The organism is Bacillus nitratireducens, from assembly GCF_001884135.1.
Lineage (GTDB): Bacteria > Bacillota > Bacilli > Bacillales > Bacillaceae_G > Bacillus_A > Bacillus_A nitratireducens.
Window position 1 is genome coordinate 1 of the sequence record NZ_MAOC01000051.1, and the last position, 24,523, is coordinate 24,523.

A 24,523-nucleotide genomic window follows, 5' to 3' on the forward strand; every position below is an offset into this window, starting at 1 on the left:
TGAAATTAATACGACAATATTTACGAAGCCTTATGTTCAAGTCTTAGCTTATCCGCAACCATTGCGATGAACTCGGAATTCGTAGGTTTTGCTTTTGACATGGATACTGTATAACCAAATAAGGACGAAATAGAATCAATATTCCCACGGCTCCAAGCCACTTCAATTGCGTGACGGATTGCGCGCTCGACACGACTTGCTGTTGTATTATATTTCTTTGCGATATCTGGATATAATACTTTCGTAATAGATCCTAGTAATTCGATATCATTGTACACCATAGAGATTGCTTCTCGTAAGTACATGTACCCTTTAATATGAGCGGGTACACCAATTTCATGAATGATACTTGTAATACTCGCATCTAAGTTTTTCGGTTTTCCATCGATCGTTGTCGCTGATCGGAAAGATGGTAATGGACGTTTAATGGTAGCATTTGCCTTACCACTCACTTGACGAATATGACTTGTTAAATTCTCCATATCAAATGGTTTTAATATGAAATATGATGCACCTAAATCAACCGCTTTTTTCGTCACATCTTCTTGTCCAAATGCTGTCAACATAATAACGCTAGGTTGTCTTAACCTTTCAATATGTCGCATTTTCTCTAGCACAGCTAGACCATCTAAATGTGGCATAATAATGTCTAAAACGAGTACATCAGGCTGCTTGTCTGTCAATAAGTTTAAACATTCTTGACCATTGTAAGCAGTTCCGATCACTTCCATATCATCCTGAGCAGCAACATAGCTCTCTAGCATTGATACCAATTCTTTATTATCATCCACAAGACATACTTTAATTTTCTCCACAGTTTTTCCTCCCTTACCGAATCGATTCTTCCGACATGTGTAAGCTTCTAGGCTACATGAATTGTTCGACAATTGTGTGAAAATTCCCTTTTAAAGTTTCTTACTTTCCGATAAAAACACAAAAAAATATATTTATCGCCCATTTACTTTCTTTCGCAACACATTCCATCATAGAATTACAACGAAACGTTCAACCCTTTTCTTATATTTTACAACAAAAAACAGCTCTTGCGGAGCTTTTACAAAATTTCAACGAATTTTTCAATAGAAAAGCGAGCTAATATGCATTAGCTCGCTTTTTTCTCTTGATCATAAATATTAATTCCAGCCTCATGTAACATCCATTCAATATGAACACCGTATCCTGACGTTGGATCATTTACAAATACATGTGTAACTGCACCAATTACTTTTCCATTTTGTACAATCGGACTTCCACTCATCCCTTGTACAATGCCACCCGTTTTTGCTAGTAAACGTTTGTCTGTCACTTTTATAACCATACCTTTTGTAGCTGGGAACTTTTGTGGTACCGTACTAACAACTTCAATATCAAACGCTTCAACTTTATCTTGATCAATAACTGTTAATATTTTCGCTGGCCCTTCTTTTACTTGATGGGATAATGCGATAGGCATTGCTTTATCCATTATGCCGTTTGTCATATTTGTATTTAATTTTCCAAAAATGCCATACGGGCTATTTATTGTAATATTACCAATCACTTCACGATCCGGTGAAAATCTTGCTAATTTTTCTCCTGGATTCCCGTGACTTCCTCTTTCAATAGAGGTTACGGTCGAGCGCATAATTTGTCCATCTTCTACTTGAATTGGCTTTTTTGTATCATTATCAGAAATGACATGACCAAGTGCCCCGTATTTCATGGAATCCGGATGAACAAATGTCATTGTTCCAATTCCAGCTGCCGAGTCACGAATATATAAACCAATACGATAAGACGATTCCCCGTTGTCTTTTTGTGGTGTTAACTTAGTGCGAATGTATTTTCCATCTCTTAGCAAAACAAGATTAAGCGGTTCACCTGTTTCTCCACTATTATGAATAAATGGCGCTACATCACTCATTCTTTCAATTGTTTTCCCATTAATTGCAGTAATCATATCTCCAATCTGTACACCAGCTGTTTCACCAGGAGATACTTTACCCTTTTCAGTTTGAATTAAATGATGGCCTACAACAAGTACACCTTTTGTGTTCAATTTCACACCAATCGATTGTCCACCAGGGATAACTTTAAAATCTTTTAATACTTTTACATTTACTTTTTTCACTGGAAAACCAGCGAGTTGAAACACCATATCAGCTTCACCATTTTGATGAGAATTCACCATAAGGTCTTGTTCATTTGAACTTACTGTAAATACATTACGATTTGTAGATGAAGCCTTAAAAACTGGTAATGATGCTATTTCTGATTGTTGTCCTTCAAAAACAACAAGTTGCTTCGGGGATGAAATAAACGTTCGAAGCGGTTTAAAACATCCAATAAAAACTAAAGAAACAAGGAGACAAAGACCTATTATTTTTCGAAATCTTTCTAATTTCAATTTGTTCACTCTCCTCGCTCCTACCCCACATTCAGCCTCTTGGCTTCACTTTTTAATCTCTCCTTGCAGTGCTTTATTTATAACCGGAAGAATTAAGAAATCATCATTTGAGAAAAAAAGCTATCCATTACTGGATAGCCTCTGCTGTCTGTTTGAAATGATGTGCTTGCGTAAGTAACTCTTTCGCATGTTCTGTCGTTAAATCTGTAATTTCTACACCAGAAATCATCCGAGCAATTTCTGTTACTTTTTCATCCGTACTTAGCACCGTAACAGATGTAATCGTCCGATCATTCGCCACTTGTTTTCTAATAAATAAATGCGAGTCCGCCATTGAAGCTACCTGAGGTAAGTGCGTAATACAAAGTACTTGCGAGTTTACCGATACACGATAGATTTTTTCCGCAATAGCCTGTGCAACCCGGCCACTCACACCTGTATCCACTTCATCAAAAATAACTGAAGCAACACCTTGATGCTTAGAAAAAATACTTTTTAAAGCCAAAATAATACGAGATAACTCTCCGCCAGAAGCAACCTTTGAAAGCGGTTTTAACGGTTCACCAGGGTTCGTTGAAATATAAAACTCCACGTGATCGTAGCCATCCGCCGTAAGTTTCACCGGTGTTCCTTCTACAAGAGGTTCTTCTGCATTTCCTTCCCTCTTCATTATTCTCACTTCAAATTTCGTTTTTTCCATATATAATTCTTTTAATTCTTGATGAATAGCGTTTGTAAGATGGTCTGCCAGTTCATGACGCATATCACTTAACAACGTTGCTTCTTTTAAGATAACACCTTCTAATTCCTTTAGCTGCTTTCTCGTCGTTTCAATATGTACGTCTTTATTTTCAATTGTAAAAATTTCTTGTTCAATTTTATCAGCATACGCTAAAATCTCTTCTACAGTATTTCCATACTTTCTCTTTAACATACGGATTTCATTCAACCGTGTTTCAATTTCATCTAAACGTTTCGGATCATATTCCATCATATCTAACTTTTCTCTAAGCTGATATGCAACTTCTTCTAATAAGTAATAGCTATTTGCAATTGAATCATGGTTTTCTTGATACGCCTCATCTAAATGCGTAATACTCTCCATTTGGCTCATTGCATTCCTTACATGATCTAGCCCTTGGCTGTCCCCACTCAACGAACGATACGCATCCCCTAACGCTTTATAAATCTTTTCAAAATTGGATATTTTCAAGCGTTCCTCAGTCAATTCATATTCTTCATCCATTTTTAAATCTGCCTTACGAATTTCTTCATGTTGGAATTGAATTAAATCTAGACGATGAGCCATTTGTTGTTCATTTTCACTTAAAGATTTCAGCTGTTTTTTTAATCTTTCATAGTCTCCGTATACGTTCTGATATATGTCTAATTGTTTAACAATACGATCTCCATCAAAATGATCTAGCATAAACATATGACGCTCTTCATTCATTAAATCTTGCGTTTCATGCTGTCCATGTATATCAACAAGCGTTTTTCCAATCTCTTTTAATATACTAAGTGTAACAAGCTTCCCATTTACACGGCATACACTTTTTCCGTTCGCAGCGATATCACGTTTCAAAATAATCATGCCATCTTCTATTTCTATATCTAATTCTTCTGCCTTTGCGATACATGGATGCTTATCATCTTCTACATAAAATAAACCCTCTATTTCAGCCTTTTCTGTTCCATATCGAACAAACTCCGCTGAACCACGGCCGCCAACAAGCAAACTAATCGCATCAATAATAATCGATTTTCCGGCTCCTGTTTCACCACTTAAAACGGTTAAACCTTTTTGAAAAGAAATATTTAATGCCTCAATAATAGCAAAGTTTCTGATCGATAATTCCGATAACAATGCCCCATTCACCTCGTTATAAACTAATCCCCTACTAAGGGCTTTTTTTAAGTACTCTTCATTCAAATAGTTATACTATAATATGTATAAATTACTCATCTAACCCGCTCCATTGTACCAAACATTCGTTTTACGGGTCAATCCACCTATTTTCTAACTTTATTTAAAGAAAATATTATATTGCATTTAATAATTTATATTTTTAACCAATAAAAATATCTTGTTTACTTTCCACTTTACAGAGGAAAGTAAACAAGATTTTTTTGTTACAGCATATTTAAGAAACGATCAGAGACAACACCTGTATCTTCAGGTGTACGGCAAATAATTAAGCAAGTATCATCACCACAAATGGTTCCGATAATCTCATCCCACTCTAAATGATCAATAAGTGCCCCAAGTGAATGAGCGTTACCAGGCAATGTTTTTAGCACAAGCATATGTCCTGCAGTGTCTAATTTTACAAATGAATCCACTAGATTTCGTTTTAATTTTTGCAACGGGTTAAATCGTTGATCTGCTGGTAAGCTATATTTATAGCGTCCATCATGTAATGGCACCTTAACTAAGTGCAGTTCTTTAATATCGCGCGATACTGTTGCTTGCGTTACATTAAACCCCACATTACGTAAAATATCAACTAGTTCATCTTGTGTTTCAATTTCTTTGTTTGCAATAATTTCCCTGATTTTAATATGGCGCTGACCTTTATTCATACATTTGCACCTCACACTATCTCTTACCATAGTTTAAACATTGGTATACTTCACTTATTTATGTTAACGTATAATTCGTTTCTTGTACACAATTGTTTTTACAATCATTATACAATTACAACAAAAAGAGGAACAACATATGTTATTCCCCTTTCCCTTTTTGTTTTAGAACTTCATGCGCTTCTGTAACAACTTGCTCAATTGAAACCGGCGAATGATTTTCGCCATTCTCACGCTCTCCATGCCATTTTAGATGGATTAAAAATTCAATATTACCATCCCCGCCCGTAATTGGTGAGAATGTTAAACCTTCGACATCATAGCCTTCCTTCAGAGCAAAATCGACAATCATTTCCACGACAGCTTCATGTACTTTTCTATCACGAACAATGCCTTTTTTCCCAACTTGTTCTCGTCCAGCCTCAAACTGTGGTTTAATTAATGCAGCTACGTCACCATTTGACATAAGCATTGTTTTTAAAACCGGCAATATTAGCCTTAATGATATAAATGAAACATCGATACTTGCAAACTGAGGTAAACCACGCTCTAAGTCTGCCGGTGTCACGTAACGGAAGTTCGTTCGTTCCATCACAACAACACGCTCATCTTGACGCAATTTCCACGCAAGTTGATTATATCCTACATCTAATGCATAAGATAACTTCGCTCCATTTTGAAGCGCACAATCTGTAAAGCCACCAGTTGATGAACCAATATCTATCATAACTTTATCTTGTAAATCAAGTTGAAATGTCTCTAATGCCTTTTCAAGTTTATAACCACCACGGCTTACATATGGCATAACTTGCCCTTTCACCGTAATCTCTGTATCTTGTGAGATTTTCTCTCCTGGCTTATCGAGCCTCATTTCATTCGCATATACGAGCCCTGCCATAACAGCACGTTTAGCCTTCTCGCGCGTTTCTATAAGTCCTCGCTCTACTAATAGTACATCTACTCTTTCTTTTTTTACGCTCATTTGTTACGCCCTTTTTTGTTTTGATGGAATCATTGTATGAATACGGTCTACAACAGCATCTGTCGTTAAACCAATTTCTTCTAATAATTTTGTTACACTACCGTGCTCTATGAAACGGTCTGGAATACCCATTCTTTCAATTAATGCACTATGGTATCCATTTTCAGATGCAAATTCAACTACTCCTGTTCCAAAACCTCCGATTAAACAAGCTTCTTCAATCGTTAAAATCGGTATATTTTTTCCTAAAAGCTCATGTAAATATGCTTCATCCATTGGTTTAATAAAGCGAGCATTCACTACTTTGACTGAAACTCCAGCCTTTTCAAGACGCTCAGCTGCTTCCATTGCCATTGGTATTGTCGTACCAAACGTTAAAATAGCCGCTTGTTTACCTTCTTTTAACGTTTCCCATGAACCAATTGGAATCGCCTTTAATTCTTCATCCATATGAACACCAAGTCCATTACCGCGCGCATAACGCAAAGCAATCGGTCCATCTTCATATTGCATCGCCGTATAGACTAAATGTTGACCTTCATTTTCATCTTTCGGCATCATAAGCACCATATTCGGCAAGTGACGTAAAAACGCGATGTCAAATACCCCTTGATGCGTTTCACCGTCTGCTCCTACTAATCCAGAGCGATCTATTCCAATGAAAACATTTAAATTTTGACGACAAATATCATGAACAACTTGGTCATATGCTCTTTGTAAAAATGTTGAATAAATTGCTAAGAATGGCTTCATCCCTTGTGTTGCCATACCAGCCGCCATTGTTGTAGCATGCTGTTCCGCAATACCTACATCAATCATGCGATCTGGAAATTCTTTTTGGAATTTCTCAAGTTTCGATCCAACAGGCATTGCAGGCGTAATCGCAACGATACGTTCATCCGTTCTTGCTAGCTTAAGTACAGTATCACTAACAACAGCACTCCATGCTGGTGCAACTTCCTTCGGTTTAACGAAGTCACCTGACTCGATCTTATACGGTCCTGTCCCATGCCAAGTTCCAATAACGTCACTCTCAGCTGGTTTATAACCTTTTCCTTTTTTCGTAATTACATGAACAAGTACTGGGCCTTTTGTTTTCTTTGCATATTGCAACGTTTCGAATAACTTTTCATAATCATGCCCATCGACCGGACCTAAATATGTAAAGCCTAATTCTTCAAAAAAGACGCCTGATACTAGTAAATATTTTAGACTATCCTTTATTTTTTCTGCTGTCGCAGCAACTTTCCCGCCAACTGCTGGGATTTTCTTCAATATATACTCTAATTCATCTTTTACCCAATGGTACTTCCCTGCGGTACGTAAACGACCAAGTACATTATGAAGCGCACCGACGTTTGGTGCAATTGACATTTCATTGTCATTCAAAATAACAATCATGTCCGTTTTTTCATGACCAATATGGTTTAATGCCTCTAAAGCCATTCCGCCTGTTAATGCACCATCGCCAATAATTGGTATAACGTATTCTTCCGTTTTCTTTAAATCCCGCGCTAGAGCCATTCCCATTGCAGCAGATAATGACGTCGAGCTATGACCAGTTTCCCATACATCATGCTCACTCTCACAGCGTTTTGGGAAACCACATAGACCCTGGTATTGCCTTAATGTGCCGAATTCTTTCGCACGCCCTGTTAAAATTTTATGTACATAGGATTGATGTCCTACATCCCATAAAAACTTATCTTTCGGACTATCAAATAATTTATGCAGAGCAATTGTGAGTTCTACTACACCTAAATTAGGTGCAATATGTCCACCTGTTTGAGAGAGCTCTTCAATTAAAAACTTACGAATATCCTCACTCAATCCCTCTAGTTCACTAATAGACATATCTTTCAAAAAACTAGGGTTTTGAATTTGCGTTAGATCCACATGGATCACTCACTTTCATTTCATAATCTGTCAACATGTCAAATATTATAAGAAACATTTACACAACACAAGAAATTCTCTTTCTATTCTTTTTATCTTGTCCTGCTTTCAGAAAACACTTCCATTTTTTTCACTTATCATATTATACATCATATTTCTTTATGCGATGAAAAAAATAGCCGCTAACACGAAGTGATAACGGCAATGTAATCTACATATATTTTTGCCAATAACAAGAAAAGAAAAACCTTTTCCTACATTTATATCATAAAATGATGAATGACTCAACAAATGAAAACGCTGTTATATTAGTTATTACGTTTTGCGATTAAATCACAAATAGATAGTAAATATTCATCTTGTAATTGCAAGGAGCTAATAGAATCTTTTGCTTTTGCAATTGTCTCCTCTAAAATAGATTTTGCTCTATCTACAGTAAATAACGTCGTATATGTGCTCTTTTCGTTGGAAGCATCACTACCAATCGGTTTTCCAATCTCTTCTTCTGTTCCTTCTACATCCAAAATATCATCTCTAATTTGGAAAGCTAGACCGATATATTTCGCAAATGCAAGTAACTTCTCTTCTTGCTCTTCTGTAGCATCAGAAAGTATCGCTCCTGCAAGTACAGCAAACTCAAGCAGTTTACCTGTTTTATGCTTATGGATGTACTCTAATTCATTAATTGTAAGTCGTTTTCCTTCAGCTTCCATATCTGCCACTTGTCCAGCAACCATTCCTTCAGGTCCTGCTGCTTTCGCAAGCTCAAGTACAAGTCTTACTTTCTTTTCAGCAGAGATTTCTTTTTGCTCATATGTCATAATAACTTGAAAAGCATATGTCAATAAACCATCACCTGCTAAAACTGCCATTGCTTCACCAAATACTTTATGATTTGTAGGCTTTCCTCGTCTTAGATCATCATCATCCATACAAGGTAAATCATCATGAATTAACGAATATGTATGAATCATTTCAAGGGCACAAGCTGCACCCACTCCAAGATTTTTTTCTTTCCCAAATGCTTGTAACGTTGCAAATAAAAGTAACGGGCGGAGACGTTTCCCACCCGCTTCCAAAGAATATGCCATCGCTTCACGCAGCACATTTGGACATTGTAATTCATTTGCATAGCTTACAAGCTTTTCTTCTACGAAAGTTTTACTCTCTTTCAAAAAAGCATCAAAAGCTAAATGTGTCACTATGCTTCATCTCCTAAAGCAGTAAACGGTTTAAGCTCTCCATCTTCCCCAAGGATAACTGCCATTTGTTCTTGTACATCTTTCAATTTCTCATCACAAAGCTTAGATAATTCCATACCTTCTTTAAAGTAAGAAATCGCTTCTTCTAAAGGTACATCACCTTGTTCAAGCTTAGAAACGAGATGCTCAAGTTGCGAAATTGCTTCTTCAAAACTTAACTTATTTTCCACTATTCAATTCACGCTCCTCTATGCTTGATACGCTACAATCTAGTATTCCATCTTGTAATTGAACTGAAACAGCATCTCCAAGGCTAACATCTTTCACACTTTTTAATACTTGCTTCTCTTCATCATATACAAGCCCATACCCTCTCATCATTACTTTGAGTGGACTTAGTGCTTCAAGCTTTTGAGCAGCTCTCACAAATGCAAACTCCTTCATCTGAAGTAAGGTTTGCATTTCACGTTGCAATTGCTTTTGCAACGTTTCAATCGCTACCTTTGTTTGCATGATTTTTTGAGATGGGTGGTGCTTTTCTAAATAAAATGAAAGTTGCTTTAATTGATTTACTTTTTTATCTATATAACGCTCTTTCGCTAAAACAAGTTGTTCAAGAGCCCTGTCTAGCTGCTCTTCTTTTTGTTCATACACTTGCCTTGGATAACGGAACGCATAAGATTTTTGTAACACTTGCAGTTTTTCTTCTTTTTTATGTACTCTCTCTCTCATTGCTCTTTGCAATCTCAGAGTTCTTTGTAATACCTTTTCTTGTAACTCTAGAACATTAGGTACCGCCAGCTCAGCTGCTGCAGTCGGTGTTGGTGCACGTAAATCCGCAACAAAATCTGCGATTGTAAAATCTGTTTCATGACCTACAGCCGAAATAATTGGAATCTCACTTGTAAAAATTGCTCTTGCAACTACTTCCTCATTAAAGGCCCATAATTCTTCAATAGAGCCTCCTCCGCGACCAACAATTAGTACATCTATCTCTTCCATTTCATTCGCTGTACGAATCGCTTGTACAATCGAGGGAGCTGCTGACTCCCCTTGTACAAGTACCGGAAACACAATAACATTCCCAATTGGGTAACGACGTTTAATTGTTGTAATAATATCACGAATTGCTGCTCCTGTTGGTGACGTGATTACACCAATTGTTTTAGCGTACGGAGGAATTGTTTTTTTATAAACTTGAGAAAACAAGCCCTCTTCCTCTAAACGAACTTTTAACTGCTCATAAGCTAAATGCAAGTTTCCAATCCCGTCAGGCTGCATGTCTTGAATATAAATTTGATAAGACCCACTCGCCTCGTAAACAGAAATCTTTCCTTTTACAAGTACTTTCATTCCATTTTCCGGTTTGAATTTAATATTACGATTATGACCCGCAAACATAACCGCTGCAATTCTTGCATTTTCATCTTTCAATGTAAAATACATATGACCACGGCTATGATATTTAAAGTTGGAAATTTCTCCTTTTAACCAAACAGACTGCAAATGCGGATCATACTCTATTTTTGTTTTAATATAGCGTGTTAATGCTGTAACGGTTAAATATTGTTTCTCCATTGCTCTCTCCTCATAGCCGATTCAACTTATTGACAAACAACACCTGCACGCTTTGCAGACTCAACAGTGTTGTGAAGAAGCATTGTAATAGTCATTGGGCCGACTCCTTTTGGTACAGGCGTAATGTATCCCGCAACATCTAATACGTTGTCAAAATCAACATCACCACAAAGTTTTCCTGTCTCTAAACGGTTAACACCAACATCAATTACAACTGCACCTTCTTTAATATAATCAGCTGTTACCATTTTCGCTCTTCCAACAGCTACGATTAAAATATCAGCTAACTTCGATAATTCTTTAATATTTTGCGTCTTTGAATGACAATATGTGACAGTTGCATTTTCATTTAAAAACAGTTGTCCCACCGGTTTACCAACAATATTACTTCTTCCGATTACAACAACATGTTTTCCAGAAACATCAAGATTTGTTTCTTTTACTAATTCCACAATACCGTGCGGTGTACATGGAAGGAATGTATCTTGTCCCGTCATCATACGTCCTACGCTGATTGGGTGAAATCCATCTACATCCTTTTCAGGTGAAATTCTTTCAATGATAGCTTTTTCTTCAATATGTTTTGGTAAAGGTAATTGTACTAATATGCCATTAATACGGTCGTCTCCATTTAAGCGATCGATTTCAGCAAGCAAACGCTCCTCAGTAATCGTTTCAGGAAGTTCAATTAGCTCTGAATAAATTCCTACTTGCTCACAGCCTTTTTCTTTTCCTTTTACATAAGAACGCGATGCTGGGTCTTCTCCAACTAAAATAACTGCTAATCCTGGTACAATCCCTTGCTCTTTTAACTTCACAACTTCTTCTTTTAATTGTGCTCGTTTTTTCTCCGCAACTTCATTTCCTTTGATGATTACTGCTACCATTTTAAGATTCCCCCTTAAAGAAATTACAGTGTATCTTTTATATTAGATAAAACGCCGTTAATAAAACGACGAGATTCTTCATCCCCAAATGTTTTTGCAATTTCAATCGCTTCGTTAATTGTTACATTGTGTGGAATTTCTTCCATGTATTTCATTTCATACACAGCTACACGTAAAATACTGCGATCAACAATACTAATACGCTCAAGCTTCCACTTCTTTAAATTTTGACGAATTGCTGCGTCAATCTCTTCTTTGTTGTCTACAAATCCTACAACAAGTGATTCTAGAAACTCATTTGTTTCTTCACCTTCATCTAGCGTATTTTCCACCGCTACTTTTGGTTCTAATTCACCTGTAATATCCATTTGGTATAATGCTTGCATAGCTCTTTCTCTAGCCGTCCTACGTTTCATTGTAACTCTCCTTTATACTTCAAGTCTTTCCTTATGCTTTGTTATATTATTATAATTTATAAGCCGTCAATTCACTTACTCTTGTAGTTTTCATTGATTTTCCAACCTTATAATACAATGATAATAACACAATTTATCGTTTCACACACGGGGTACAAGGCTGAAAAATAATAAAAAGATTAACTTCAAGTTCCATATCTTATCACAATGTACGTTTTTTGGAAAAATGAAACATTCCCTTTTATATTTCTTATTTTTTGAAATAGTATAATAATTTAGAGGTTTTTAATTTGTGAAGAAATGAAACGATAAAAAAGGTGCCTATGTTACTAGGCACCTTTTTCACTCTTACACTGGTTCGATTTCTGTTTTTTGTGTTTCGAATGTTACGCCAACGATGTGAACATTCACTTCTTTTGGCTCAAGTCCTGTCATTGTAAAGAGTGCCTGGCGTATATTGTCTTGAATTTTTTGTGCAACAACTGGAATTGCTACACCAAAATACATAACAACATAAAGGTCAACAATAATATCTTCGTTTGCTAGCTCAACCTTTACACCTTTACCGTGATTTTTCTTACCTAACTTCTCAACAACATCTGTAGCAAAATTACCACGCATTGCCGCTACACCTTCTACTTCAGCAGCTGCAATACCTGCAATTACTTCGATTACTTCTGGTGCAATTTCTACTTTTCCAAGAGTTGTATCTTGACCCATATCTAACATATGTTCAGCCATGAAAAAAACCTCCTTTAATGTATCACTGCGTCACAAGTTCATGCTCTTCCAAAAATTTCGTGTTAAACTCACCTTTTACAAAATCAGGATGATCTAACAATTGCAAATGGAACGGGATTGTTGTATGTACGCCTTCAATGACAAACTCACTGAGTGCTCGCTTCATTTTTGCAATTGCCTCTTCACGTGTTTTTCCGTGAACAATTAATTTAGCAACCATCGAATCATAGAAAGGTGGAATTGAATATCCCGGATATACAGCTGAATCGACGCGAATACCAAATCCGCCTGGTGGCAAGTACATTTCTACTTTACCTGGAGATGGCATAAATTTTTTGGCAGGGTTTTCCGCATTAATTCGACATTCAATTGCCCAACCATTAAATTGTACTTCTTCTTGCTGTAACGATAACTTTTCTCCAGAAGCAACACGAATTTGTTCTTTAATTAAATCCATCCCTGTTACCATTTCTGTAACTGGATGCTCAACTTGAATTCTCGTATTCATCTCCATGAAATAAAAGGTTTTCGTTTTATATTCATAAATAAACTCAACCGTACCAGCACCTGTATAATCAACCGCTACCGCTGCTTTAACTGCTGCGTCACCCATCTGCTTGCGAACATTTTCATCAAGTGCAGGTGATGGACTTTCTTCTAATAGTTTTTGCAAACGGCGCTGAATTGTACAATCACGCTCTCCTAAATGAATGGCATTTCCATGTGTATCTGCCATTATTTGAATCTCAACATGGCGGAAATCTTCAACGTACTTTTCTAAGTATACACCAGGGTTCCCAAAAGCGGTACTAGCTTCTTGCTGTGTAATTCGAATTCCTTTTACAAGCTCTTCTTCATGGCGCGCAACACGAATACCTTTTCCGCCGCCACCTGCAGTCGCTTTAATAATAACTGGATATCCAATTTGATTAGCAAGCTCGATCGCTTCTTCGGTATTTTTAATAATCCCTTGTGAACCTGGTACAATCGGAACCCCTGCTTCTTTCATTGTATCACGTGCAACGTCTTTTGTGCCCATCTTTGAAATAGCTTCTGGGCTTGGACCGATAAAAATCAAGTTACACTCACGGCATAATTCTGCAAAATCCGCATTCTCTGCTAAAAATCCATATCCTGGATGAATTGCATCACAACCTGTTAATTTCGCAACACTAATAATGTTCGTCAAATTTAAATAGCTTTCTTTCGAAATCGTTGGTCCAACACAATACGCTTCATCTGCAATTTGTACATGAAGTGACTCTTTGTCTGCTTCTGAATAAATTGCAACTGTTTCAATATCCATTTCTTTACAAGCACGAATAATTCGTACAGCAATTTCCCCACGATTGGCTATTAATACTTTTTTTATCATCACAAAGACTCCCTTATTACGCTTTTACAAGAAATAGCGGTTGTCCATACTCAACAAGCTGTCCGTTATTAACAAGAATTTCAACAATTTCGCCCTCTACATCTGCGTCAATTTCGTTAAATAATTTCATAGCTTCAACAATACATACGATAGAATCTTTCGATACTTTGTCCCCAACACTTACATATTGAGGTGTATCTGGCGAAGAAGAGGAATAAAATGTTCCTACCATCGGTGATGTGATTTTATGCAGGTTTTCATTTTGAACAGCTGTCTTCTCTTCTTGTTTTGGCACTTCTACTTGTGCCGCCGCTACTGTTGTTTCTACTTCAACAGGTGCTACTGGTTGCATGACTTGTTTCGTTACAGGTGCTTGCACAGTAACTACTTCATTACCACGTTTTTTCATTTTAATTGTTGTACCGTCTTTTTTGTATTCAAATTCATCAATATTAGAGCTATCAATTAATTTAATTAATTCACGAACTTCTTGAATTTTAAACATGTAAAATCCACTCCCATACTCTTGTTTGTCCCGTTTTTACAGATTCTCATCACTAAAACTAGATTGACTGTAAAAATACGATGTATTCTATTAGAAAATTTATTTCATTTACTAATAGAAATATTTACTATTCCCATCTTACGATAAATTTTTTAAACATTCCAATTTATATTTCTTTGTAATAAATCGAAACTCCTGTAAAAATATTATTCCACTAAAAAATTATTACCTAGTAATAATACCAAGTTTCACACGAAATTGGCAAGACCACTTCCCCAAAAAACATTTTTAACTTCACATTGTAAACACGTAATTCCCTAACTACTCTTCTTTTTTCTAAGATAAAAAACATATTTTTACCAAATATTATTTTTTTGTTTACGTGCCGTTCATTCTTCCTTCATATAAGAATAGTATGTTCAAAGTGTATAAAATTTATTGTAGTGAGGTGTGGACATATGATATGGCTCATTCTATTCTTGCCTGCCGTAGTGATTTGGGCATTGGTCCTCTTCATCCACGTCAAATCTGGAAAAAGTAATCACCATTATCATGAACCATTAATCTTTTACTCACAGCGTATTTCCCCGTTTCCAATTGAAAAGACTAAATACAACAACAAAGATGAAATAGAAAAAAGCTATCGAAATCGATAGCTTTTTCTATTATTCTTTTATCTCATTTGAAGCAGCAACACCTATTATAATTTCAATTTATTTTACTGATGGATCAAATTTCACACCTACATCTTTTGGACCACCTTCACTTCTTACAAGCTGAATAATTTTATTCGCTTCTTTTTGTGAATGTTTTGCTGATTTAACCGTTACTTTAATGTCTGTTCCATCAGCTCTTACAAGAGCATCTTTATATCCGCCTTGAGATTTAATCACTGTCTCAAGTAATTGTTGCTTCGTTTCCATTGTAGTGATTGCATCAAGATTATCTTTCGCTTTACTCTTTTCTTCTGCTGAAGATTTTGATGATTTCATTACATTTTGTAGCTTTTCTTTCTCTACACTACGCTGATCTTCCATTTGCATACGTAGCGCCGTGAAATTCTCATCGCTTGATTGAACTGTTACGCTAGCCTCTTTTTTACTTGTTTCCTTTTTGTCATTCTCTTTTTTGTCTGTTTCTTTATTTGTAGTTTCCTTGCTTGTACTTTCTTTTGTTGCCTCTTTATTTGTAGTTTCTTTCGTTGTTTCTTTTGTAACTGCTTTATCAGCACCTTGCTTTTCTTGCCCCATCTTTTCACCCGTTGCCGGTGCTGCTGTATTCATTTTTTCAGGAGTTGTTACGTAATAAACAGATAGTACAACCACTAAACTTAACATCGTTAATAGCCAAACCGTTTGTTTTTTTAACACTTTATTTCCTCCCTATCAATTTTTCGGTGATACTGAAACGCGATGAGATGGTACATCTAACAATCGCGTCACAGCTTCTTTTACCATTGCTTTTATTTGTATATTATCCACTCCCTTTGCTACGACAAGAACACCTCGTACTTTCGGTTTCTCTGTTCGCAAAACAATTGGAGTTTCTTTATCACCTTCACGTATAATGACGGTCTTTTCATCAAGAGACTCGTCCTCTACTTCCCTTTTACCGCCTGCTTTATCAGTTTCACCTGTTGTTTGCGAGCGTTTCACTGTATTTTTCTCGAGTATTTTTTCTTCAGATGAATCTAAGTTCACTTTAATAGTTACGTCTTTTACTCCAGCTATCTCTTCTAAAGAAGCTTTCAATTCCTGTTCATACGCTTTTTCATATTTTTCTACATTTGACATATTATCATTGTTTTTTTGTCCGAAAGTTGGTACATCTTTATCTTGGTTTTGACTTGTCTTTTCTTTAAACACAGGCACTTCTTCTTTTTTAGGTGCAAAGAAATTACTAGAAAACATAAGCGCAATCCCAAGTATGAGTAGGACAAGCAAAAACTTAGGTGTTACTTTTTTCCCCTTCTCATTACTTTCTTTTTCATCCCCATTCAATAAGTTTCGAAAAAATGAGAACCTCGAATTTTTATCTTTATTGTCCATTTACGCTACCTGTCCTCCCTTCCATCTGAACTTGGATTTGTTTATCCTCTAGTTGCCACCTGCTTGAAAAGAAATTTTCCATTTCTACATTCGTTTCTTCTAATTTTTTTGGTGGTTCTTTCGTATTAATTTCAATTGACTTTACTGTTTCGATTGCATCATTTTTACTACGCTCTTTTTCTTTCAACGTCACAACAACAGATTGAATATCTTTCGCTGACTTTACTTCTTCTGCATGTTTCACTGCGACTATTTGTATTTCAGAGACTGTCATACCATACTTTTTCTCAAAATCTTTTCCTACGTCTTTTTTCATTTTGGTAGCCATCTCTTCTAAACTATATGCACGTGTTAGAGCTTGTATTTCTTTTTTCTTCGAATCTATCGAATTTTTTACTGATCCATCTGCTACGTACTTTTCTTCATTGAAATTTGCGATAACTTCATTTACATCTGTTTGTAACAACTTAAATAGAGGCGTTAAAATTAATACAACTAACAATAGACTTACAACGAATTTAACGTACTTTTGTAAATTTGAATTCGGAAGAATAAGATGAAGCATTGTCGCTAAGAGTAAAAAAACGATAATATTTCTAATCCACTCTGTAACAAATTGCATACTCTTCACCTCCTATCGCATCATGAGCGTAATGTTCCCCGCAGCAATAATAATCGTGATACTTAAAAAGAACATAAACGACACGATAGCTAAACAAGCAAATACGTAAATGATACTTCGTCCGATAATATCTAAACATTGAATAATTGCTCCTCCGCCAACTGGTTGCAATACTGCTGCTGCGAATTTATAAATAAATGCGATACAAAATATTTGAATCGCTGGAAAAGCGACAATTAGGCACAGAATGACGAGCCCGATAATCCCGACTGTGTTTTTTAATAATCCAGATGCACTAATAACGGTGTCCGCTGCCTCAGTAAACATCCTTCCTACTACAGGAATGAAGTTTCCTGTTACAAATTTAGCAGTTTTCACAGCTATGCCATCAGCAACGGCTGAAGCGGTTCCCTGTACAGATAATACCCCTAAAAAAACCGTCAAAAAGATACCCATAATCCCAACGCTAACGTTTTGCAAAAGCTTGGACAATTTCGTAACTTTATATTGATCACTCATCGTACTTACAATACTTAATATAGTTGCAAGTAATAAAAGTGGTAGAACGATATAATTCATAAGAAGCCCACTCGTATTCATTAAGAAAATGATGATTGGATGGAAAAATGCTACAGACACGACACCGCCACCAGTCGCTATGAGTGCAAGTAAAATTGGTAATAATGCTAGTATGAAATCTACCATTGTTTGTATCGTCTCTCTTGCATATGTCATAACAACATAAAAACTATTTAAGGCGAAAATAATAAGTACCATGTATACGACTGCATCAGCAATTTTACTTACGCTACTCTTCGAAAAAGCAGATTGCAGTGATTGTAACAATGCACTAAAAATTGTGAGCATAATGAGCGTTCCAAGTAATTTACCATTTGCAACGAGCTCGTGAAATAAATATTTTAATAACCCTAGCATCCACTCTTTAATGGAGAATTCTTTCTCTCCCTTTACAAACTCCATAAAGCTTCCTTTTTGACTCTCTGGTAAATAACCTCCATATTTTGTAACAAGCCCGTCCCAAAATTGCTTCACATCTTCAATTCCGAGCTTATCCAATTGTTGATCCATGACGTTTGTTTCTATAGGAGAAGCTTGTACAACAATCGGTAAAGAAAAGAAAAGGAAGCAAGCAAATAGCAGCTTAGCTCCGAACTTTCTCAACATTCACTCCCCCTTATCCCGTAGGTAAAAATCCGAGAATGGTTTCAATTACAACCGTCAAAATAGGAATCGCCATAACGAGAATTAAGATTTTTCCAGCTAATTCAATTTTCGAAGCGATCGCGCTTTGACCAGCATCTTTTGTTATTTGCGCTCCAAACTCAGCGATATAAGCAATCCCAATAATTTTCAATAACGTTTCTACATATACGTTACTTACTTTCGCTTCACTCGCCACTCTCTCAATCATTTGTAGAATAGAGTGGATTTGATCAATTAACAGAAGAAACATCATGCTACCAATGAACACAATAAATAACGATGTAATACTAGATTTATGCTGGTTCAAAACAGCAGCTAAAAATGTAGCAACGAGGCCTAATCCGACAATTTGTATAATTTCGATTCGAACCGCCTCCTTTATTGGAAGAGAAAGACACTTTTAATCTTGTCGAACAGAGTATTAATTAAAAATGCAACATGAAATAAAATGACGACGAAACCGACAAGGATAACCCAATTTGCAATATCCTCACGCTTTAATTCTTTTAGTACGGTATGAATGAAAGCTAAAACAATGCCGATTCCGGCGATTTGAAATATTAATCCAACATCAATAGACATCGCCTTTCTCCCCCCTATAGCAGTAAAATTACGATAAGTAGCCCTGCTAGTACCCCTAAACTCTTTATCATTTTTTCGTATTGTAGTTGTAATGCTTTTGCTTCCCCTTCCTCTCTTTCCAAATGAGTAATACATAAGCGAATATGTTTTTGTTGTGATTCACGATCATGTTGTCCGAGTGTTTCACCAAATTGTTGCAAAATCTCATACTCAGTTTGTTTAAACGCTGTTAATGACCAGTTCTCCTTCAAGCTATCAATCCAAGCTTCTCTAACTGTTTGTTCCCCGCTTTCTAGACGTCTCGAAAAGCTTTGAAATATCCAATTTAATGGCTTGGGCATTTGCTTAACTAATCTCTCTGCAGCTTCAGATAAAGGTGTGTGCCCATACATAATTTCAGCTTCTAATGATTGTAATGCCGCCTTCAATAACCTAAGTTGCCGCGGTCTCTCACTATACCGCTTAGCGTACGAAAATCCGAAAAAAGTGCTAACTGCAACTATTAATACCGCACCAAATATTTTCACCATACGCCTTGAGCCTTTCTATGAGCTAATACTGGTTTTCCATCTCTGTCTTTCACTTGCATAACCGTTCCTGGTCCTCTCGCTTTTGACAATTCCACAAACCTATCAAATACACCAAGTTCCAGCACCGCCCGTAACGATGGACGTTTCACAACATCATCATAAGAAAATCCGTGTGCACTTATAAAAAGCTGAACGCCAGCATGCACCGCCTCCATAATCGCTTCACTATCTTCTTTACGTCCAATTTCATCTACGATTAATATGTCTGGACTCATAGAACGAATCATCATCATCATTCCTTCAGCTTTTGGACAAGCATCTAATACATCTACTCGCGTGCCAAAATCATATTGCGGGATCCCTTTCACACAGCCCGCAATTTCTGATCGTTCATCAACAATTCCCACTTTACATGAAGGAATTTTCGAAGCACTCACACCTTGACTCATACAGCGTGCTACATCTCTTAAAAGTGTTGTTTTCCCCGTTTGCGGTGGGCCAATTACCATCGTGTTTAACCATCGTGATTCATAAAGATATGGCAGAAGCGGCTCAGCAATCCCTATTTTTTGACGGGCAATACGAATATTAAAAGAAGAGACATCCCTAATCATTTTCACCGCACTTTTTTCTGTAATGACTTTTCCGGCTAGACCAATTCTATGTCCTCCTCGTAGTGTCACATATCCACGTTTCAATTCCTCTTCCATCGTATAAATCGAAAATTGACTTAATTTATTCAATAAGTAGAGTGCATCTTCCGCTGTAGCGATATAGTCATAAAAAAACACTTCTCCATGCGCGATACACTCTAGCGGCCTTCCAATTCGAACGCGAATTTCTTCTAGAGCATCGTATTGCTTACAACCTTCAACTAACTGTTTCATCGTTTTCGGTAATACCTCTAATACTTCTTTCATAAGCTTCTCCCCACTATACTCGACTTACTATTTCAACAACGCGATAAAAATGCAGCCAATTCCAAGCGCTAGAAAAAAGAGTTTCAAGAAAGAAATTTCACTTGCTACACTCGCTATGCCAATTGTCATTGTTAAAATTAATACGGTCGGTCCAACAAACGCCAACATACCATTTATAAACAATGCTTTCTTCGCATCATTCACATAAAGCATAAGCAAAGCGGCGAATATTTCCGCGCTACCTGAAAACAACCGAAGTAACCCCATCACAAGTACGGATGTTTCCATTGCCGCTAGCCACTGTTTCATTCTCTCACCTTCTCCCATAACGGTTACTAGTTCCTTATTCTAAAAAAGAATATATTTGTACAACCATATGCAGAGGTTGTCTATTTCAGAAGTAAAAACATAATTTTCCTATTCCGACCTTTTTTAAATCTGAATATTCTTATTTTTTATGATATATTTAATAGAAAAGGAGTATGGCCGATGCAGCACGTTACTTTATTACCACTCGATTTTCGCTATGCAAATGTGATTTTCGAGCTATCAAGCAATCCACATGTAAAAAATGCATTAGGGCTAAAAGTAGAATCAGTGTAAGATACAAAAGCATTCATTCTTTTTGCAATTGAAGAGGAACGAAAAAAGCACTCCTTATCAAGAGTGATTGTAAATGAAGAAAATGAAATAATTGGCCTCACCACGCTTAAACATATTAATTATGAGAAAAAGCAATCTCACATTGGCAGTTGGCTCGGCTATCCATACTGGGGAAAAGGATATAATGAGGCCGCTAAAAAAGAAATCTTTAAAGTCGCTTTCTTAGACTTACAACTCACATACGTATTCGCTGGTGCTAAAACGACTAACATTCGCTCTTTAAAGGCGCAGGAGAAACTACCTTATATTTCATTACATGTGGAAAACAAGTTTCCAGGCGAACATGCTGCACTGGAGAAAGAAGTAAAGTCACCTTGCTCACTACATGTCGTATCACGCAAGAATTTTTTAAATTGGCTGGACGTACAAAATGAGGGGGGAAAATATGAAAGCATTAAAAATTAGTTTAACAATTGTAGTAGAATTAGCTATTATTTATCTTTTTTCAAAATTCGTTGGTTGGTCATTTATGGAGAGCTTTTTCCTTAGTAGCTTAGCAATATTTGCAATTACATGGTTAATTATTATGAGTAACTTTAGAAATAACAATATGGATCATGCAATGAATAAAACTTTTACCGGTGTTGAAACTGGTGAAATACGCCCGTTTCAAATTGTTTTGACTCCATATATTATGGGTACCCTTTCACTCGTCACAGTTAGTTTTGTTATAACTGCCATTTACTCTCTACCCTACTTTCTATAAAAAAAAGCACTCGTGATAATCACGAGTGCTTTTCTACTATGCACGAGAAACGTATTTACCTTCACCAGTGTTGATGATAAGCAATTCGCCTTCGTTAATGAAGATTGGTACTTGTACAACAAGACCAGTTTCTAATGTAGCTGGTTTTGTTACGTTAGAAGCTGTGTCACCTTTAATACCAGGTTCTGTCTCTGACACTTTTAATTCAACAGTATTCGGAAGTTCAACACCAAGTACTTCATCTTGGTATGTCATAATAGATACTTCCATGTTTTCTTTTAGGAATTTTAATTCGCGCTCAATTTGGTTTTCACCAAGTTCGATTTGCTCATAAGTTCCGTTATCCATAAATACGTGAGACTCACCACTCGCGTATAAGTATTGCATACGACGGTTTTCGATGTGTGCTTTTTCTACTTTTTCACCTGCACGGAATGTTTTCTCTTGAACAGATCCTGTGCGAAGGTTACGTAGTTTAGAGCGAACGAATGCAGCGCCTTTACCTGGCTTTACATGTTGGAAATCCATTACTTGCCAAAGGGCATTGTCCACTGAGATTGTTAAACCTGTACGAAAATCGTTTACTGAAATCATGTAAAAAAATCCTCCTGTGTATTACAAAATAATAAGTTCTTTTGGTGATTTCGTAATTACTTCATTACCTTCACTTGTTACAATGATATCATCTTCAATACGTACGCCGCCAATACCTGGAATATAAATACCTGGTTCTACTGTTACAGCCATACCTGGTTCAAGTACTGTATCAGAACGGAACGCTAAACCTGGTGCTTCATGGATTTCAAGACCGATTCCATGACCAGTAGAGTGTCCGAAGTATTCACCATATCCTTTTTCCGTTATGTAATCACGCGTTAACGCATCCGCTTCACGGCCTGTTAAACCAGCTTTAATACCGTTTACACCACGTAGTTGTGCTTCTAAAACGACATTATAAATTTCTTTTAATTTATCAGATGGTTCACCGACTGCAATTGTACGAGTAATATCAGAGCAATATCCTTTGTAATAAGCACCGAAGTCTAATGTAACGAAATCTCCTGCTTCTATCACTTTTTCAGATGCCACGCCGTGCGGTAATGCCGAACGAAGACCTGAAGCAACGATAATATCAAAAGAAGAAGATGTTGCTCCTTGTTTTCTCATGAAAAATTCAAGTTCATTTGACACTTCAATTTCAGATACTCCCGGGCGAATGAATGATAGAATATGCTCAAAGGCAGCATCTGCAATCTGTGCAGCTTCCTTTAATATCTTAATCTCTGAATCAGTCTTTATCAAGCGTAACTTTTCTACAAGCCCAGAAGTTGGGATAAATTCAGCATCGATCGCTTCATTATGCGTTACGTAAGAGCTATATGTAAGAGTATCTTGTTCAAATCCTAGTTTTTGAATTCCAAGTTCTTTAACTTGTTTCGCAACTTCATCAAGAATTAATCCTGCATGCTGTACAATTTCATATCCAACCGCTTGCTTACTAGCTTGCTCTACATAACGGAAATCTGTAATAAATAGAGCACGTTCTTTTGAAATTAGTACAACACCAGCTGTTCCTGTGAAATTCGCCATATATCTACGACTATGTTCATTCGTTAATACGATACCGTCAATGCCAGCCTCAGCAAATGCGCTTCTTAATCTCTCGATCTTTCCCATTACTTTATGCCTCCCTCAATTTCTCCATTAATGCAAATAACGCTAACTTATAGCCATAAAAACCAAATCCAACAATTTGTCCTGCACAAACAGCCGCCGTCACAGATTCGTGACGGAACGATTCACGCTGGTGAATGTTAGAAATATGTACTTCAATAACTGGAATCGAAACACTTGCGATAGCATCCCGAATCGCATAGCTATAATGCGTAAATGCACCTGGATTTAGAATGATTCCTTCATATATGTCATCAGCCTCATGAATAATATCAATAATAGCTCCTTCATGATTCGATTGAAAACATTCTAACTCCACTCCCATTTTCTCTGCTTCTTGTTTCATATCTGTTTCAAGCGTCGCTAACGTTCCTTCTCCATATACATTTACCTCTCTGACACCAAGGCGATTTAGGTTAGGACCATTTACGAGGAGTAACTTTTTCATTTTCTTAAAACTCCTTAATATTAAAGAATGTCTATACGACATTTTAACATACGAATCACTTGTTTGAATAGTTTGTCTTCTCGAGCCCTTCTCCTCTATTTGTATTGTTCGCTTCGAATGCAACAGAGTATGAAATAAAGACACCATATAATATAAAGATACATGCTGTTGTTATGATTGTTTCTTTCGGTAAATGAAGTGCACTTTTAATAACTGGTGCCATTATCCCCATTCCCAAAAATAATAATGCCCACCAAAATAAACCGTATAGTATACCAGGTAATACACCTTCAAACTTTTTAAAAAGAGCTTTATAGAGCAAGGCCACTAAAATTGAAAGAAGTCCCATACAAACGATGCCTAGCACATTTCCCCAAACCCCTTCTTTCCAATCTCCAAATGCAAACGGTAAAAGGAAATAATTAGGTCCAGCTTCTGTAAACGAGAATATATGAAGGAAATACCATATACTTCCCCAAAATAAGCCACCAAATAAACCAATTTGTACAAAGTTCCTTATCGTTGATTGTTCTTGATTCACATTGACACCTCCGC

The 24,523-nt window shown here is 36.6% G+C and carries 29 protein-coding genes and 1 pseudogene; 3 read left to right on the forward strand and 27 right to left on the reverse strand.

Annotated features, from left to right (window positions below; translation table 11 throughout):
* Window positions 1–20: 20 nt before the first annotated feature.
* The 14 genes from spo0A to accB all read right to left on the reverse strand — a co-directional run bounded on the left by spo0A (window position 21) and on the right by accB (window position 14,551).
* Window positions 21–815, reverse strand: a complete 795-nt coding sequence (gene spo0A, locus BAU23_RS15820; protein WP_000411416.1) for a sporulation transcription factor Spo0A — start codon at window positions 813–815, stop codon at window positions 21–23.
* 287 nt (window positions 816–1,102) lie between these two features.
* On the reverse strand, window positions 1,103–2,395 hold the full coding sequence (spoIVB, locus tag BAU23_RS15830; RefSeq protein WP_002077217.1) for a SpoIVB peptidase: 1,293 nt from the start codon (window positions 2,393–2,395) through the stop codon (window positions 1,103–1,105).
* 118 nt (window positions 2,396–2,513) lie between these two features.
* A complete protein-coding gene (gene recN / locus BAU23_RS15835) occupies window positions 2,514–4,253 on the reverse strand; it encodes a DNA repair protein RecN (RefSeq protein WP_000947733.1) in 1,740 nt (579 codons plus the stop codon).
* 266 nt (window positions 4,254–4,519) lie between these two features.
* Window positions 4,520–4,969, reverse strand: a complete 450-nt coding sequence (gene argR / locus BAU23_RS15840; RefSeq protein WP_001032584.1) for an arginine repressor ArgR — start codon at window positions 4,967–4,969, stop codon at window positions 4,520–4,522.
* A 142-nt stretch (window positions 4,970–5,111) separates the two neighbouring features.
* A complete protein-coding gene (locus tag BAU23_RS15845) occupies window positions 5,112–5,951 on the reverse strand; it encodes a TlyA family RNA methyltransferase (protein ID WP_000111880.1) in 840 nt (279 codons plus the stop codon).
* A 3-nt stretch (window positions 5,952–5,954) separates the two neighbouring features.
* Window positions 5,955–7,847, reverse strand: coding sequence for a 1-deoxy-D-xylulose-5-phosphate synthase (dxs, locus tag BAU23_RS15850; protein ID WP_000366440.1), 1,893 nt, complete (start codon window positions 7,845–7,847; stop codon window positions 5,955–5,957).
* Window positions 7,848–8,155: 308 nt separating this feature from the next.
* The gene (ispA, locus tag BAU23_RS15855; RefSeq protein ID WP_000149072.1) at window positions 8,156–9,049 is read right to left on the reverse strand and encodes a (2E,6E)-farnesyl diphosphate synthase; all 894 of its coding nucleotides are present in this window, start codon (window positions 9,047–9,049) and stop codon (window positions 8,156–8,158) included.
* The gene (xseB, locus tag BAU23_RS15860; protein WP_000428422.1) at window positions 9,049–9,279 is read right to left on the reverse strand and encodes an exodeoxyribonuclease VII small subunit; all 231 of its coding nucleotides are present in this window, start codon (window positions 9,277–9,279) and stop codon (window positions 9,049–9,051) included. The genes ispA and xseB overlap by 1 nt, the downstream gene beginning before the upstream one ends.
* Window positions 9,269–10,627, reverse strand: a complete 1,359-nt coding sequence (gene xseA / locus BAU23_RS15865; protein ID WP_000415273.1) for an exodeoxyribonuclease VII large subunit — start codon at window positions 10,625–10,627, stop codon at window positions 9,269–9,271. Before xseA ends, xseB begins: the two co-directional genes overlap by 11 nt.
* 26 nt (window positions 10,628–10,653) lie before the next feature.
* Window positions 10,654–11,514 (reverse strand): bifunctional methylenetetrahydrofolate dehydrogenase/methenyltetrahydrofolate cyclohydrolase FolD, encoded by an 861-nt coding sequence (gene folD, locus BAU23_RS15870; RefSeq protein ID WP_000226724.1) that lies wholly within the window; start codon window positions 11,512–11,514, stop codon window positions 10,654–10,656.
* A gap of 23 nt (window positions 11,515–11,537) precedes the next feature.
* Entirely contained in the window at window positions 11,538–11,930 is a 393-nt protein-coding gene (gene nusB, locus BAU23_RS15875; protein WP_000830246.1) for a N utilization substance protein NusB, read from the reverse strand.
* A gap of 348 nt (window positions 11,931–12,278) precedes the next feature.
* Window positions 12,279–12,671, reverse strand: a complete 393-nt coding sequence (locus tag BAU23_RS15880) for an Asp23/Gls24 family envelope stress response protein (RefSeq protein ID WP_000807630.1) — start codon at window positions 12,669–12,671, stop codon at window positions 12,279–12,281.
* A 22-nt stretch (window positions 12,672–12,693) separates the two neighbouring features.
* Window positions 12,694–14,046 (reverse strand): acetyl-CoA carboxylase biotin carboxylase subunit, encoded by a 1,353-nt coding sequence (gene accC / locus BAU23_RS15885; RefSeq protein WP_016130246.1) that lies wholly within the window; start codon window positions 14,044–14,046, stop codon window positions 12,694–12,696.
* Between the two features lie 16 nt (window positions 14,047–14,062).
* Window positions 14,063–14,551, reverse strand: a complete 489-nt coding sequence (accB, locus tag BAU23_RS15890) for an acetyl-CoA carboxylase biotin carboxyl carrier protein (RefSeq protein WP_000472879.1) — start codon at window positions 14,549–14,551, stop codon at window positions 14,063–14,065.
* Window positions 14,552–15,009: 458 nt separating this feature from the next.
* Here accB and BAU23_RS15895 point away from each other — a divergent pair, with 458 nt between their 5' ends.
* Window positions 15,010–15,207, forward strand: a complete 198-nt coding sequence (locus BAU23_RS15895) for a hypothetical protein (protein ID WP_002094415.1) — start codon at window positions 15,010–15,012, stop codon at window positions 15,205–15,207.
* 57 nt (window positions 15,208–15,264) lie between these two features.
* Here the strand turns inward: BAU23_RS15895 and BAU23_RS15900 are convergent, their stop codons facing one another.
* The 9 genes from BAU23_RS15900 to BAU23_RS15940 are packed head-to-tail and all read right to left on the reverse strand — an operon-like array spanning window position 15,265 to window position 20,786.
* A complete protein-coding gene (locus tag BAU23_RS15900; protein ID WP_000914726.1) occupies window positions 15,265–15,921 on the reverse strand; it encodes a SpoIIIAH-like family protein in 657 nt (218 codons plus the stop codon).
* 15 nt (window positions 15,922–15,936) lie between these two features.
* Window positions 15,937–16,599 (reverse strand): stage III sporulation protein AG, encoded by a 663-nt coding sequence (gene spoIIIAG / locus BAU23_RS15905; protein WP_000368892.1) that lies wholly within the window; start codon window positions 16,597–16,599, stop codon window positions 15,937–15,939.
* Window positions 16,589–17,221 carry a stage III sporulation protein AF gene (gene spoIIIAF, locus BAU23_RS15910; protein WP_001161029.1) on the reverse strand — a complete coding sequence of 211 codons (633 nt, stop codon included), beginning with the start codon at window positions 17,219–17,221 and terminating at the stop codon, window positions 16,589–16,591. The genes spoIIIAG and spoIIIAF overlap by 11 nt, the downstream gene beginning before the upstream one ends.
* A 12-nt stretch (window positions 17,222–17,233) precedes the next feature.
* Window positions 17,234–18,406: a stage III sporulation protein AE gene (gene spoIIIAE / locus BAU23_RS15915; protein ID WP_000944631.1), complete on the reverse strand. Its 1,173-nt coding sequence runs from the start codon at window positions 18,404–18,406 to the stop codon at window positions 17,234–17,236.
* 10 nt (window positions 18,407–18,416) lie between these two features.
* The gene (spoIIIAD, locus tag BAU23_RS15920) at window positions 18,417–18,800 is read right to left on the reverse strand and encodes a stage III sporulation protein AD (RefSeq protein ID WP_079999168.1); all 384 of its coding nucleotides are present in this window, start codon (window positions 18,798–18,800) and stop codon (window positions 18,417–18,419) included.
* A 23-nt stretch (window positions 18,801–18,823) separates the two neighbouring features.
* The gene (gene spoIIIAC / locus BAU23_RS15925) at window positions 18,824–19,027 is read right to left on the reverse strand and encodes a stage III sporulation protein AC (protein ID WP_000020914.1); all 204 of its coding nucleotides are present in this window, start codon (window positions 19,025–19,027) and stop codon (window positions 18,824–18,826) included.
* Window positions 19,028–19,041: 14 nt separating this feature from the next.
* A complete protein-coding gene (gene spoIIIAB, locus BAU23_RS15930; protein WP_000238700.1) occupies window positions 19,042–19,557 on the reverse strand; it encodes a stage III sporulation protein SpoIIIAB in 516 nt (171 codons plus the stop codon).
* Window positions 19,551–20,477: a stage III sporulation protein AA gene (spoIIIAA, locus tag BAU23_RS15935; protein WP_000665882.1), complete on the reverse strand. Its 927-nt coding sequence runs from the start codon at window positions 20,475–20,477 to the stop codon at window positions 19,551–19,553. The genes spoIIIAB and spoIIIAA overlap by 7 nt, the downstream gene beginning before the upstream one ends.
* A 27-nt stretch (window positions 20,478–20,504) precedes the next feature.
* Window positions 20,505–20,786: a YqhV family protein gene (locus BAU23_RS15940; protein WP_000816054.1), complete on the reverse strand. Its 282-nt coding sequence runs from the start codon at window positions 20,784–20,786 to the stop codon at window positions 20,505–20,507.
* A gap of 180 nt (window positions 20,787–20,966) precedes the next feature.
* Between BAU23_RS15940 and BAU23_RS15945 the strand changes: the two are divergent.
* Both BAU23_RS15945 and BAU23_RS15950 read left to right on the forward strand, forming a co-directional pair.
* Window positions 20,967–21,545: pseudogene (locus BAU23_RS15945) on the forward strand (GNAT family N-acetyltransferase).
* On the forward strand, window positions 21,526–21,846 hold the full coding sequence (locus BAU23_RS15950) for a hypothetical protein (protein WP_071734820.1): 321 nt from the start codon (window positions 21,526–21,528) through the stop codon (window positions 21,844–21,846). Before BAU23_RS15945 ends, BAU23_RS15950 begins: the two are co-directional and overlap by 20 nt.
* A 36-nt stretch (window positions 21,847–21,882) precedes the next feature.
* Here BAU23_RS15950 and efp read toward each other — a convergent pair whose 3' ends face one another.
* The 4 genes from efp to BAU23_RS15970 are packed head-to-tail and all read right to left on the reverse strand — an operon-like array spanning window position 21,883 to window position 24,509.
* Entirely contained in the window at window positions 21,883–22,440 is a 558-nt protein-coding gene (gene efp / locus BAU23_RS15955) for an elongation factor P (protein ID WP_071734821.1), read from the reverse strand.
* A gap of 21 nt (window positions 22,441–22,461) precedes the next feature.
* Entirely contained in the window at window positions 22,462–23,523 is a 1,062-nt protein-coding gene (gene pepQ, locus BAU23_RS15960) for a Xaa-Pro dipeptidase (RefSeq protein WP_000515967.1), read from the reverse strand.
* Window positions 23,524–23,527: 4 nt separating this feature from the next.
* Window positions 23,528–23,968 carry a type II 3-dehydroquinate dehydratase gene (gene aroQ, locus BAU23_RS15965; RefSeq protein WP_000735138.1) on the reverse strand — a complete coding sequence of 147 codons (441 nt, stop codon included), beginning with the start codon at window positions 23,966–23,968 and terminating at the stop codon, window positions 23,528–23,530.
* A gap of 55 nt (window positions 23,969–24,023) precedes the next feature.
* The gene (locus tag BAU23_RS15970; RefSeq protein ID WP_001071124.1) at window positions 24,024–24,509 is read right to left on the reverse strand and encodes a YqhR family membrane protein; all 486 of its coding nucleotides are present in this window, start codon (window positions 24,507–24,509) and stop codon (window positions 24,024–24,026) included.
* Between the last annotated feature and the right edge of the window lie 14 nt (window positions 24,510–24,523).